The organism is Rhodococcus sp. PvP016 (assembly GCF_017832185.1).
Taxonomy (GTDB): domain Bacteria; phylum Actinomycetota; class Actinomycetes; order Mycobacteriales; family Mycobacteriaceae; genus Rhodococcoides.
The window spans coordinates 1,889,146-1,901,882 of the sequence record NZ_JAFIBH010000001.1 but is presented as its reverse complement, the minus strand read 5'-3'; the positions used below and the strand labels follow the sequence as shown (position 1 = coordinate 1,901,882).

At 68.9% G+C, this 12,737-nt stretch carries 14 protein-coding genes; 9 read left to right on the top strand and 5 right to left on the bottom strand.

The features are described from left to right. Window positions 1-6 precede the first annotated feature (6 nt). Window positions 7-1,092, bottom strand: a complete 1,086-nt coding sequence (ald, locus tag JOE30_RS08825) for an alanine dehydrogenase (RefSeq protein WP_204866143.1) — start codon at window positions 1,090-1,092, stop codon at window positions 7-9. 104 nt (window positions 1,093-1,196) lie between these two features. Between ald and JOE30_RS08820 the strand changes: the two genes are divergently transcribed. The 3 genes from JOE30_RS08820 (at window position 1,197) to JOE30_RS08810 (ending at window position 2,986) form a co-directional block, all read left to right on the top strand. Further along, window positions 1,197-1,727 (top strand): Lrp/AsnC family transcriptional regulator, encoded by a 531-nt coding sequence (locus JOE30_RS08820; protein WP_204866142.1) that lies wholly within the window; start codon window positions 1,197-1,199, stop codon window positions 1,725-1,727. Window positions 1,728-1,866: 139 nt separating this feature from the next. Next, window positions 1,867-2,601, top strand: a complete 735-nt coding sequence (locus tag JOE30_RS08815; protein WP_204866141.1) for an anti-sigma factor — start codon at window positions 1,867-1,869, stop codon at window positions 2,599-2,601. 109 nt (window positions 2,602-2,710) lie between these two features. After that, window positions 2,711-2,986, top strand: coding sequence for a hypothetical protein (locus tag JOE30_RS08810; protein ID WP_204866140.1), 276 nt, complete (start codon window positions 2,711-2,713; stop codon window positions 2,984-2,986). Here the strand turns inward: JOE30_RS08810 and JOE30_RS08805 are convergent. Beyond that, entirely contained in the window at window positions 2,966-3,949 is a 984-nt protein-coding gene (locus JOE30_RS08805) for a proline dehydrogenase family protein (protein ID WP_204866139.1), read from the bottom strand. The two genes, JOE30_RS08810 and JOE30_RS08805, sit on opposite strands and share 21 nt — an antisense overlap. Window positions 3,950-3,952: 3 nt before the next feature. Then, complete coding sequence (gene pruA / locus JOE30_RS08800; protein ID WP_204866137.1) at window positions 3,953-5,590, bottom strand: L-glutamate gamma-semialdehyde dehydrogenase; 1,638 nt, start codon at window positions 5,588-5,590, stop codon at window positions 3,953-3,955. 140 nt (window positions 5,591-5,730) lie between these two features. Here pruA and JOE30_RS08795 point away from each other — a divergent pair, with 140 nt between their 5' ends. Continuing rightward, window positions 5,731-7,413: a CdaR family transcriptional regulator gene (locus JOE30_RS08795; RefSeq protein WP_204866135.1), complete on the top strand. Its 1,683-nt coding sequence runs from the start codon at window positions 5,731-5,733 to the stop codon at window positions 7,411-7,413. Here JOE30_RS08795 and JOE30_RS08790 read toward each other — a convergent pair. Continuing rightward, complete coding sequence (locus JOE30_RS08790; protein ID WP_204866133.1) at window positions 7,398-8,030, bottom strand: DUF2461 domain-containing protein; 633 nt, start codon at window positions 8,028-8,030, stop codon at window positions 7,398-7,400. The genes JOE30_RS08795 and JOE30_RS08790 overlap by 16 nt on opposite strands. Window positions 8,031-8,094: 64 nt before the next feature. Beyond that, window positions 8,095-9,231, bottom strand: coding sequence for an acyl-CoA dehydrogenase family protein (locus JOE30_RS08785; RefSeq protein WP_204866130.1), 1,137 nt, complete (start codon window positions 9,229-9,231; stop codon window positions 8,095-8,097). Window positions 9,232-9,337: 106 nt separating this feature from the next. Between JOE30_RS08785 and JOE30_RS08780 the strand changes: the two genes are divergently transcribed. From JOE30_RS08780 to JOE30_RS08760, 5 genes are all read left to right on the top strand, one after another. Beyond that, window positions 9,338-9,910, top strand: coding sequence for a TetR/AcrR family transcriptional regulator (locus tag JOE30_RS08780; protein ID WP_056447480.1), 573 nt, complete (start codon window positions 9,338-9,340; stop codon window positions 9,908-9,910). A gap of 75 nt (window positions 9,911-9,985) precedes the next feature. After that, window positions 9,986-10,462, top strand: coding sequence for a VOC family protein (locus tag JOE30_RS08775; protein ID WP_204866128.1), 477 nt, complete (start codon window positions 9,986-9,988; stop codon window positions 10,460-10,462). Window positions 10,463-10,520: 58 nt separating this feature from the next. Then, a complete protein-coding gene (locus JOE30_RS08770; RefSeq protein WP_204866125.1) occupies window positions 10,521-11,183 on the top strand; it encodes a phosphodiesterase in 663 nt (220 codons plus the stop codon). A 118-nt stretch (window positions 11,184-11,301) separates the two neighbouring features. Continuing rightward, entirely contained in the window at window positions 11,302-11,916 is a 615-nt protein-coding gene (locus tag JOE30_RS08765; RefSeq protein ID WP_051612996.1) for a MaoC family dehydratase N-terminal domain-containing protein, read from the top strand. A 104-nt stretch (window positions 11,917-12,020) separates the two neighbouring features. Continuing rightward, window positions 12,021-12,632 (top strand): pentapeptide repeat-containing protein, encoded by a 612-nt coding sequence (locus JOE30_RS08760; protein WP_204866123.1) that lies wholly within the window; start codon window positions 12,021-12,023, stop codon window positions 12,630-12,632. Window positions 12,633-12,737: the final 105 nt, after the last annotated feature.

Below are 12,737 nucleotides of genomic sequence, written 5' to 3'. Positions count from 1 at the left end.
CCGACTCTAGCGACCCAGCGCCGTTCTCACGGTGTCCGACAGCAGGGTGCCGGCATGCACGCTGAGACCGTCGGCGAGCCCGGGAACGGTGGCGCACGCCTGCTCCCAGCCCTGGTCGGCGAGAGCGAGAACGAACGGGAGCGTCGCGTTGGTCAGCGCCTGCGTCGACGTGCGAGGAACCGAGCCCGGCATGTTGGCGACGCAGTAGAAGACCGAATCGTGCACCGGGAAGGTGGGATCGTCGTGCGTGGTGGGGGCCGAGTCCTCGAAGCACCCGCCCTGATCGATGGCGATGTCGACGAGCACGGACCCGGCCTTCATCCGCGCGACCAGTGCGTTGGACACCACTGTCGGCGCCTTCGCACCCGGGACGAGGACCGCCCCGATGACCAGGTCGGCGGCCACGACCGCCTGCTCGAGCTCCCACCTGTTCGACACCACTGTCTTGACCTGGCCGCGGTACTGCGCGTCGATGGTCCGCAGCTTGGCGATGTCGAGGTCGAACACCGTCACGTCCGCACCGAGCCCGTGTGCCATCGCCACGGCATTGGATCCCGACACTCCGCCACCGATCACCACCACCTTCGCCGGACTCACTCCGGGAACGCCGCCCATCAGCACGCCGCGACCGCCCGTCTGCGCCATCAGGTGGTACGCCCCGGCCTGGGTCGCGAGCCGGCCGGCGACCTCGCTCATCGGTGCGAGCAACGGCAGACTGCCGCCCGCGCCGGTCACCGTCTCGTAGGCGATCGCCGTGGTGCCGGACGCGACGAGGGCATCGGTGCACGCCGCCGACGCGGCGAGATGGAGATAGGTGAACAGGACCTGCCCCGACCGCAGCCGGTGGTACTCGGCCTCGATCGGCTCCTTCACCTTGAGCAGTAACTCGGCGCGGGCCCACACCTCGTCGGCCGAGTTCGAGATCTCCGCGCCGGCAGCCTTGAAGTCGTTGTCCGAGAACGACGATCCCGCGCCCGCCTCGGTCTCGACGACGACGCGATGACCGTGCACGACCATGTCGTGTACTCCCGCCGGGCTCGCCGCCACCCGGTATTCGTGGTTCTTCAGTTCCCGCGGTATGCCGATTCTCATGGTGCGCCCTTCGCCCTTACCGGATGACTCGTCATGTCCGATAATCGTGAACTTCGTTCGATCAGCTCGCAATCGAAGTGACGATAATTTCGTAGACTGGCCTCATGGACATTGAATCGTCGAATACGGGTCTGTCCGCCCCGGTGCGACCGAACAATCTTCGGCCGGCATCTCTGGACCGGATCGATCGCGTCATCCTGCGTGAACTGGCGAACGACGCCCGCATCCCCAACAACACCCTGGCCGCCCGCGCCGGGATCGCCCCGTCGACGTGTCTGGGACGCGTCCGATCACTGGTCGAGCGCGGGGTCGTCCGCGGCTTCCACGCCGACATCGATCCGGCGGCACTGGGACAGGGCCTGCAGGCCATGATCGCGGTGCGGCTGCTGGCGGGTGCTCGGCGACACCTGGGCGAGTTCGCGGAGTCCTTCACGATGTTCCCCGAGGTGCTCGACGTCTACTTCATCGCCGGTGCCGACGACTATCTGATCCACGTCGCGATGACGGACTCGGCGCACCTGAGGGACTTCGTCGTCCAGAACCTCAGTGCTCATCCGTCGGTGGCCGCAACCGAGACCACACTGATCTTCGAGCACCTGCGGCCGCGACTGGTCGACGACGGCGGGCCGAGCTGACACCCTCCGCCCATCCGGTGCGGCGAGCGCGCCGAATACCCGATGTATCAGCCAGGAGAGCACGGCCGTGGATGTGACGGGGGTACTTTTCGCCCACTCTTACCTGACCCACCGACCACACGCATGGAGGCAGCCCGAGATGAGCGATCACGGTTCGCCCGAACGACCCGTGCAGCTGCCGGATCGGGACCTGCTCGAGCTCGCGTACCTGTGTGCCCTCGACGCCATGGCAGCCTCGGAGCAGTACGAGACCATGACTCGCCTCGACGACTCGGACGCCCACACCAAGCGCAGGTTCGACGCGATCGTCCGCGACGTCCGCGAGACGATGGCCGTGACGTCGGACGCGACGCGCACTCCCGCTCCCGCGGACCTCCGGGTCCGCATCCTGGGGGCCGTGGAGGACACGGCGCAGGTCGACCGCGACGGCGCGACCGTCCTCCCCCTTCGTCCCAGCCGCCGACGCGGGTGGCGCGTCGCCGCGATGGCGGCCGCCGCTGCGGTGGTCGTCGGCGTGGGCGGGGCGGTGGCCGTGCAGCAGAACGCGACTCCGTCGGCTCCCACCGCGACCGTCGCGGCACCGCTCGAATCCCCGGTGGCCGGAGGCGGCACCATGAGCGTGCAGTACACCCCCGGTGACGAGCGCGCCGTGCTCCGCATGACGGATGTCGCAGCACCTCCCGCCGGATCGGTCTACCAGGTCTGGCTCATCGAGGGCTCGCCCGTCTCTGTCGGGACGATGGATGCCGACGATCTGTCCCAGCCGGCGTCCGTGCCCGTAGACGGCGCCACCGCACTCTCGGTGACCGTGGAACCCGCGGGCGGATCACCGTTCCCCACCTCCGGCGCGGTGGCCCGCGTCGCGCTCGTCTGATCGATCCACCCGAGTCGAACATGTGTTCGATACCTGTGTAGGGTGAGAAGCACTGCACCACCCGACGTCAGACCTTCCCTCGTGACGTGTGATTCCCGAGGAGACGTCCGTGATGAACCGTCGGCGCCGACTGCACCTGATGAACGGTGTCTGGCACGAGGAGGCACCGGCCACCTGCAGCAACGGTCATGTGCTGCAAGCGCGTTCGGTTCTCGTGGGAGCCAGGTCCTGCTCGTGCGGTATCGGCCACCATCGCACGCACCACTGCCGCACCTGCGGTGACACCGTCTTCACTCCCGCCCTCGGCGAGGAGTGCCGGGACGGGAGTTTCGACGGACGCGCGAATCGCGCGCGCGGCGAGGGGTCAGGAGCGGGTCAGCAGTGACCGGAGGAAGAACGTCAGGTTCGCCGGGCGCTCCGCCAACCGCCGCATGAAGTACCCGTACCACTGGGTACCGAAGGGCACGTACACGCGGACGCGGTACCCCTCCGACACCAGGCGTGTCTGCTCACCGTCGCGGATGCCGTAGAGCATCTGGTACTCCATGTCGTCCGGTCCACGTCCCAGCTCGGCCGCGTCTCGTCGCGCCGCCTCGATCATGCGGGGATCGTGGGACGCCACCATGGGGTAGCCCTCCCCCTCCATGAGCACCCGCAGGCACCGTTCGTACGAGGCGTCCACGTCCGCCTTCTTCTGGAAGGCCACACCGGCCGGTTCGCGATACGCGCCCTTGCACAACCGGATTCGTGATCCGGGCCCGGAGAGCTCGCGGCAGTCCTGTTCGGTGCGGTGCAGGTACGCCTGCAGGACGGTGCCGAGAGTCGGGAAGTCCTTGCGGAGCTCCCGCACGATCGCGAGAGTCGAGTCGGTGGTGGTGTGGTCCTCGGCGTCGACGGTGACCCACACTCCCGCGGCATCCGCGGCGGCGCACACCTTGTGGGCGTTGGCCAGGGCCACGGCGTGGCCGTCGTCGGGCAGCGACTGTCCGAGTGCCGAGAGCTTCAGCGAGATCTCCAGCGGGAAGGCCGGGGGCCGGCCGGAGTTGGACGGGAAGGCCGGAGGCCGGGGGGTGTGGAGGCGCGAGTATTCCTGCAGTAGTGACAGATACGCGTCGACGGTCGCGGTGGCCTGCGCCGCGTCGGTGGTGTCCTCGCCCAGGTGATCGACGCTGACGAAGCGGCCGGACCCGAGCAGGTCCGCTACGGCACCGACCACCTCCCGTTCGGTGCTGCCGGCGATGAAGCGTTCGACGAGCGACCTGGTCAGGACGGACCGCGCGACGACGCGTTCGAGGCGGTGCGACCGTCCGGCGGCGAGCAGGACGGGGCGGAGCGGATTGGTGGCCATCGGTCAGACTCCCTGGTGCGGGTAGGTGTGGTCCACGGCCGGCACGAAGGTCTCCTTGATGGTGCGCGCGGAGACCCACCGGAGCAGGTTCTGCGGTGATCCGGCCTTGTCGTTGGTGCCCGACGCGCGAGCACCGCCGAACGGCTGCTGTCCGACGACGGCGCCGGTCGGCTTGTCGTTGACGTAGAAGTTGCCGGCGGCGAAGCGCAGGGCCTCGGTGGCCTGCGCGACGGCGGCGCGATCGTTGGCGATGATCGATCCGGTCAGGGCGTACTTCGACCCGCTGTCGACCATGGCGAGCGTGTTCTCGAACGCTCCGGGCTTCGAGTCGTCGTAGACGTGCACGGCGAGGATCGGGCCGAAGTACTCGGTGTGGAACGCCTCGTCGCCGGCGTCGTCGCCGAGCAGGATCGTCGGGTCCACGAAGTACCCGACGGAATCGTCGCAGGTGCCGCCGGCGGCGATGGTGATGCCCGGGGTGGACTTCGCGCGCTCGAGGGCAGCCGCGTTGCGGTCGAAGGCCTTCCGGTCGATGACGGCCCCGCCGAAGTTCGACAGATCGGTGACGTCGCCGTAGCGCAGCGACGACGCGGTGTCGACGAGCGTGTCCCCCATCCTCTTCCACACCGACGACGGCACGAAGGCCCTCGACGCCGCGGAGCACTTCTGACCCTGGAAGTCGAAGGCACCGCGGATCAGCGCCGTGGTGAGCACGTCCGGGTCCGCGGAGCTGTGGGCGACGACGAAGTCCTTGCCCCCGGTCTCACCGACCAGTCGCGGGTAGGTGTCGTAGCCGGCGATGTTCTCGCCCACCTCGCGCCACAGCCGCTGGAACGTCGGTGTCGAGCCGGTGAAGTGGATGCCGGCGAGACGACGATCGGCGAGTGCGACCTCGGAGACGAGGGGCCCGTCACCGAGCACGAGATTGATGACGCCGGGGGGCAGTCCGGCGGCCTCGAGAAGCTGCATCGTGAGGTACGCGGCGACGGCCTGGGTGGGCGACGGCTTCCACAGCACGGTGTTGCCCATGAGTGCCGGTGCCGTGGGGAGGTTGCCCGCGATGGCGGTGAAGTTGAACGGGGTGATGGCGTAGACGAAGCCCTCGAGGGGGCGGTACTCGACGCGGTTCCAGACGCCGGGCGCGGAGACCGGTTGTTCGGCCATGATCTGCCGGGCGAACGAGACGTTGAAGCGCCAGAAGTCGATCAGCTCGCAGGGTGCGTCGATCTCGGCCTGGTACGCGCTCTTCGACTGCCCCAGCATGGTGGCGGCCGCGATGGTCTCGCGCCACGGCCCGGCGAGAAGATCCGCGGCGCGGAGGAAGACTGCGGCGCGCTCGTCGAAGGGCAGCGATCGCCACGCAGGTGCGGCGGCGGTCGCCGCGTCGATGGCGTCGCGCACGTCCTGGTGGGTGGCATTCGCGAACGATCCGATGACGGACGCGTGCCGGTGCGGTTGCACGACGTCCTCGCGCGGGCCCGTCGCGTCGCGGTGGTCTCCGCCGATGACCTGGGTGATCTCGGTGGGCGTAGCGGCGAGTCGGTCCAGATGGTGGGTGAGCCGCGCTCGCTCGGCGCTGCCGGGTGCGTACGTGTGCACCGGCTCGTTCAGGGGGGTGGGTACTGCGGTGACGGCGTCCATGTCGGTCCTCGGTGTCGGGTCGTCTTGCCGGGTCGGTGGGTTCAGCCAAGCGGACGCGGCGTCTCCGATATTCGGCCCATCGGCCAAAGAACAAAGCCAACCCCTGTTCGATCGGACGAACGACACCTAGAGTGCACGGCATGACCCGCACCTCGTCGACTCTCGATTCGATCGTGCGTGCGCTGCACGCCGCGTTCGTCGAGGTGCTCGTCGCACCGGCAGGGTCGGATGTGCCGATCGGGTCGGTGACGCTCGTCGACGCCGACGATCTGGCCGCCGAGCTCTACACGACCGCCGCCGCGGCGGACCTCTATCTGCTGGCGGGCGTGCGGGAAGCGGACGCAGTGGCGTGGTTCGACGATCTGGCGACGCGGAGCAGCGACCTTCGACCCACCGCGGTGATGTCGAAGATCGCCGCCTCGTCGACGCTGATGCAGCACGCGGCCCGCACGGCCGGCGTCGCCCTCGTCGCGGTGCACACGCAGACCCGCTGGGACCGCCTCCTGTCGATGGTGCGCGGCGTGCTCGACCATTCCTCGCCGTCGATCACCACCCCTCCACCGTCGTCCGCGGAACCGTCCGAACTGGCGGGACTCGTGGGCGCGGACACCGATCTCTTCGGGCTGGCGCACACCGTCGCGGTGCTCACGCGCGGAATGGTGAGCATCGAGGACCAGCGGTCGCACGTGTTGGCCTACTCGGCGTCGGACGATCAGGCGGACGAGCTGCGGACCCTGTCCATTCTCGGCCGAGAAGGCCCCGCGGAGTATCTCCGGCGACTGGAGCAGTGGGGTGTCTACGACGCGGTCCGCCGCTCCGACGAGGTGGTCGAGGTGCCGGCGCACCCCGATCTGGGTATCCGACGTCGACTGGTCGCCGGCATCAGAACGACTGCCACGCACGATGGTTCGAGCACACCGAGACTGATCGGCACGCTGTGGATCCAGGAGGGTCGACGCCCGCTCACCGACGATGCCCCCAGCGTGCTGCAGGGCGCGGCCGCGGTGGCGGCACGATTGATCACGCGCATCCTCGAGGCACCCACGAACGAGGCGGTGCAGATCCAGAGACTGCTCGGCGCTCGTGGCGGCGGGGTCGATGTGCCCTCGCTCGCCGCAGCCCTGTCCATTCCGACGGACGGGCCGGCGGCGGTGATCGGTCTCGCCGCGCTGGACGGCACCGCGCCGGATGCCCCCTCGTCGGCCACGATGGCCGATCTGTCCGGCGCGATCCGACTGCACGCCAGTTCCTTTCACCGCCTGTCCTTGGTCACCACTCTCGGCGACCGCATCTACGTCCTCGTCCCACGGACCCGCGCGGAGACCTCGGTGCCGTCGTGGACTCGCCGATTGCTCGACGGCATCGAGGTGCGCACGGGGATCCGGTTGCGGGCCGCGGTGGCATCGCCGGTGGCCGCCCTGTCCGAGGTCGCCGCCGCTCGGCTCGAGGTCGATCGCGTCCTGGACGGGACCGCCGGAGCAGACGACAGGGTGACCACACTCGCCGATTCGCGGACGTCCGTGCTGCTCGGTGAGATCGTCGATCTGCTCCTCGCGCACCCCTCGCTGCACGATCCGCGCATGGCGGCGCTCGTCGAGTACGACGCACGCACGTCCTCGTCGCTACGCGAGAGCATCGCGATGTATCTGCGGCACCCGTCCGACGTGCGCCGGGCCGCGGCCGACCTGCACGTGCACCCGAACACGTTGCGCTATCGGGTCCGACGGGCCGAGGAGATCACCGGGACCGACCTGTCCGATCCCGCCGCGCGACTGCTGATGGAACTCCAGTTGGCCGTGCTGGCACGTCAGGCGAGCACCTGACGGCACCATTCGAGTAGCGGCGTGAGGTCTCGCCAGGCGGCCCGGACGTGATCGGCGCACTCCGGTGTGTCGAGCCACGGCGGGCAGCCGAAGGACCGTCCTGCCGTCAGGGACTTGTGGCGCAGCAGATCGATGCGGGGATGATCCGCGTCGTAGCCGCGCGGCGAGGTCTTCAGCCGGTCACCGCCGCGGTCGTACCCGCGGCTCTCCAGGTCGGCCACGATCCGCGCGAGCTCCGTCCCACGGACCTCGTCGTCGACGACGGCGCGGAACTGGGCGATGGAGTCGGACGTGGACGCGTAGAACCCGCCGGCGACCATGAGGCCGGAGGCGTCGACCTGCACGTACCACCCCGTGGACGGCGCCACCTGCACGTAGGCGCCCTGGTGCGTCTTGTACGGCACCTTGTCCTTGGAGAAGCGGACGTCGCGGTGCGGCCGGAAGAGCTTGGCTGCCCCGAACTCCTCGGCCAGCACCTCCGTGAGCGCGGTCATGGGCGTGCGGACCGACTCGTCGTAGACGTGCTTGTGCTCGGCCCACCAGGTCTTGCTGTTGTCGACCTCGAGATCCTCGTAGAAGTCGAGGGCGGCCTCCGGGATTCCGATGAACGAGCTCATGGCGGGAGGCTATCGCCCCGTGCGCCCTTTGCGCATCCAGCGGTACGCACGAGGCGCACGGGGGTCAGGCCAGCGACCGGCTGATCACCAGACGCTGGATCTGGTTGGTGCCCTCGAAGATCTGCGTGATCTTCGCGTCGCGCATGTACCGCTCGACCCGGAAATCTCGGGTGTAGCCGTAGCCTCCGAACACCTGCACGCCGTCGGTCGTCACCTTCATCGCCGCGTCCGTCGCCACGAGCTTGGCCACGGAGGCCTGACGCGAGAACGGCAGCCCGGCATCCTTGCGACGTGCCGCGTCGATGTACGTCGCGCGGGCCGAGTCGACCGCCGCTGCCATGTCGGCCAGCACGAACCCGAGTCCCTGATGATCGATGATCTTGCGGCCGAACGTCGTTCGCTCCTGCGCATAGGCCACGGCGTCGTCGAGCGCGGCCTGGGCGATGCCGACGGCGACGGCGGCGATGCCCAACCTCCCGGCGTCGAGGGCGCTGAACGCGATGCCGAGCCCCTGACCCTCCTCGCCGATGCGGCGGTCGGCCGACAGCACCGCGCCGTCGTAGTGGGCGGCCGTCGTGGGAATGGCGTGCAGCCCCATCTTCTCCTCCGGGGCTCCGAAGGAGAGACCCTCGAGGTCGGCGGGCACGAGGAAGCAGGAGATGCCCCGCGAGCCCTCACCGGTGCGCGCGAAGAGCGTGTAGAAGTCCGCCTTGCCGCCGTGCGTGATCCAGGCCTTCGACCCGGTGACGGTGTACCCGTCCGGACCGGCCACGGCCTTGCAGGACAGGGCGGCCGCGTCACTTCCCGCCTGTGGCTCCGAGAGGCTGTAGGCGCCGATCGTGCGCCCACCGAGCATGTCCGGCAGCCACCGCGACTTCTGGTCCCCGGACCCGAAAGACATCAGCGGGTGGCACGAGAGTCCGTGCACGCTCACGGCGACGGCCACGGCGGCCCAGCGCGACGCCAGTTCCTCGAGCACCTGCAGATAGACCTCGTACGACTGACCGCCGCCGCCCCACTCCTCCGGGTACGGCAGGCTGAGCAGCCCCGCCTCGCCGAGCGTGGCGAAGACGCCCTCGGGATAGGTCTCGCCCTTCTCGTGTTCGTCGACGATCGGGTCGAGGACCTTGTCCGCGATGTCGCGGGTCAACTGAAGAAGGTCACGTGCGTCGTCGTTCGGCAGCAGTCGTTCGACAGCCATGGGTCCTCGTCTCGGTCGCGGATCGGATGAGGCGGCACCAGTACTGCAGCAGCCGACTCAGTACTACAACAGTACTGCATGACGTTCTGCAGTACTGTCGCTCACCATGACAGCAGCTCACGCGACGGCGCGGCGCGCGCAGCTCTTCGACTCCGTGGTGGCCCTGTTCCTGGCCGAAGGCTTCGCGCACCTCACCCTCGACGACATCGCCGCCCGCCTGCGGTGCTCGAAGAGCACGCTGTACACCCTCGCCGCGAGCAAGGACGATCTCGTTCGCTCCGCGGCGGTGCACTTCTTCACTTCGGCAGCGGTCCGGGTGGACGCGGCCTCCGACGCCGCGACGGGCACCCGCGAGCGCCTCGCGGCGTATCTGGGCGCGGTCGGTGAAGCACTTGCGCCGGCGTCGGAACGGTTCATGACCGACCTCGCGGACTTCGAGCCGTCGAGGCTCGTCTACGAACGCAACACCGCCATCGCGGCCGAGCGAGTCCGCGGCATCATCGACGACGGGGTCCGCGCCGGCGACGTGCGGGACGTCCACGCCGCGTTCGTCGCCGACGTCGCCGCGTCGGTGATGGTCTCGATCCAGAGCCGCGCCCTCGCCCGTCGCACGGGCCTGGACGACGCCGCCGCCTACCGGGAGCTGGCCACACTGTTGACCGCCGGCATCGCGCGATGACTTTCGCCGTCGGCCGGAGTCGACACGGCTGACGGGTCGAGTTCGGTCCGCCATCCGAAGACGAAGGACCTCACGATGCAGAAGATCACGCCGACACTGTGGTTCGACGACCGGGCCGAGGAGGCAGCAGAGTTCTACCTCTCGACGTTCGGCACGGGAGCGATCCTGAACGTGAGCCGCTACGGCGACGGCGGACCCGGCACCCCCGGCCGCGCGATGATGGTCGACTTCGAGCTCTTCGGTCAACGATTCAATGCCTTGAACGGGGGGCCGCAGTTCCCGTTCACCGAGGCCGTGTCCATGGCTGTCAGCTGCGACGGGCAGGATGAGGTCGACCGCTACTGGAACGCGCTCACCTCCGACGGTGGATCCGAGGGCCGGTGCGCCTGGTGCAAGGACAAGTTCGGGGTGTCCTGGCAGATCGTCCCGGTCCAGCTGATGCAGTTGATGAGCACCCCGGATCCGGCCGCGTCCCAGCGCGTCGTGCAGGCCATGCTGTCGATGTCGAAGATCGTGGTCGCCGACCTGCAGAAGGCTCACGACGGAGCCTGAGCGGCGACGTTTCCTCACGTCGTGCACCGGGCAATCCCCGAGCGTGAACGAGACGTCCATGCCCGTGCGAGCGCTGGCCCTGCCGTTCGGACTGGGGTCGGCGCTGCGCCACGCCACACTGTTCCACCCGAACGGGAAGGTTCTGACGGGCACTCTCCGCCGTACCGCCGAGGGCGACGCCGGACTGCCCGTGGGCTCGTGCGAGGTGACGGTGCGCCTGTCCACCGCGCTCGGGCTGCCCCGACGTGTTCCCGACGTCGCGGGTCTCGCGCTGCGTCTCCCGCCGACCGACCGGGCCGACGGTGCGTGGGACATGCTCCTGGCCAGCGCCGGGCGGGACGTCGTCACGCGGTGCGTTCCGCTCCCGGTGCTCGCGTTCGAGACGGCCTCCTTCTCGACACTGATGCCACTGCAGTTCGAGGGTGGTCAGTGGTGGGTCCGCGCGCGGGCCGTCGCCACGCCGCCGCTGCCCACCCTGGACTCCATCGTCGACGCCGTGCGAGCGCGGCCGCTGGTCTTCGAGTTCGAGCAGGCAGAGGGCACCGGGGCGTACGTCCCGCTGGCCGAACTGACGCTGAACTCGGTCGACGAGTCCGGTGGCGACCTGTCGTTCGACCCGATCCGGCGCACTCCCGACAGTGTGCGGCCCGGTCCGGAATGGCTGCGGTCACTCCGGGCGAGGGCATACCTCGACAGTCGACGCGGCCGGTCCGACACCTGATCGGGATGCGACCGGTCGGGTTCGAACGCCGCATTTGTGGATATTCACACGCGAAGTAGGATTTATTCACATATGCGTGTGCCGATGGCGGTGGGCGCGCCCCAGGGGAAGGTTCCACGTGACCAGCAATTCGGTGACCGACGACTCCGTGACGGGTGCTCACGAGACTCGCCCGCTCGTTCCGCACGAGCCCGATCACCGGTTCGAACGCAGCTCCCGCCTGGTCGGACACGCTTACGTCATCCCCGACTACTACGAGGTCGGCCGCGAGAAGATCCGCGAACTCTCCCGCGCCATCCAGAACGAACATCCGGCGCACCACAAGGAGGCCGCTGCGGCCGAGTTGGGATACGAGGGACTCGTGGCGCCCGCGACCTTCGTGAGCGTCGTCGGATCGATCGCCATCGACTATCTCTTCGCCCACATCCTCGTGGAGTACGAGATCACAGCGGTCATGCAGACCGATCAGAGCTTCGTTCTGCATCGCCCGGTGATGCAGGGAGATCAGCTGGTGTCCACACTTCAGGTGCTGTCGATCCGCCAGTTCGCAGGCAACGACATCCTGGTGGTCCAGAACCATCTGACGTCGCACGGCGAGGACGTGTGCACCAGCACCACGACGTTCATCGCCCGGACCGATGCGGACGTGGACCCACGAGCGGCGGCTCTCGTCGACGCCGTGCTCCCCGCCAGCGTGCCGCGGATGGGCCCCACCGCCCGCCCGACCGCCTGACCGACGACATCCCGGCCTCCGGCCTTCCCGCTGCACCCCGACCGGCCTCCGGCCTTCCCGCTGCACCCCGACCGGCCTCCGGCCTTCCCGCTAGAGTCCCCCGTGTGGAGGACGAATTCGCCGACCGGTCGTTCGAGGACGAGAACTACAACGAGAGCGACGCACACGGCCAGCGGTGGGAGAGGCGTTCGTACACGTCCTGCAGCTTCATCGACGCGGACCTCGGTGGTCTGACCACCCACGGCGTCGTCTTCACCGACTGCGACTTCTCCGGCGTGGACCTGACGGACTCGACGCACATCGGGTCGGCCTTCCGCAATTGCGAGTTTCGTCGGAGCCGGTTGTGGCACAGTACTTTTCGAAGCACATCGTTTCTCGGCTCCGCCATCGCCGACTCTCGCATCACGCCCGCCGTCTTCGACGAGGTCGACCTCATGCTCACCTCGCTCGGCGGTCTCGACCTCCGCGGACTCGACCTCACCGGGGCGCGCCTGCGTGACGCCAACCTCGTCGGGACCGATCTCCGCAAGGCCACGCTGCGCGGTGTGGATTTCGGCGGTGCCCGCACCTCCGGGCTCCGGTTGAACGATGCGGATCTGCGGGGCAGCATCGCCGATGCCACATTCTGGACGTCGGCCGTGCTCGAGGGAGCCCGCATCGACACGGTCCAGGCACTCGCCTACGTGCACGCGCACGGTCTCACCGTCGCGGACTGAGTCGATCCGGCCTCCGCGCGACTCCGAATAGCACACGGAAACGGCCTCCCGCCCGTGTGGTCCGTGCGGGGAGGCCGTTCCGTCGGCAGGCTGTGGTCTCAACCT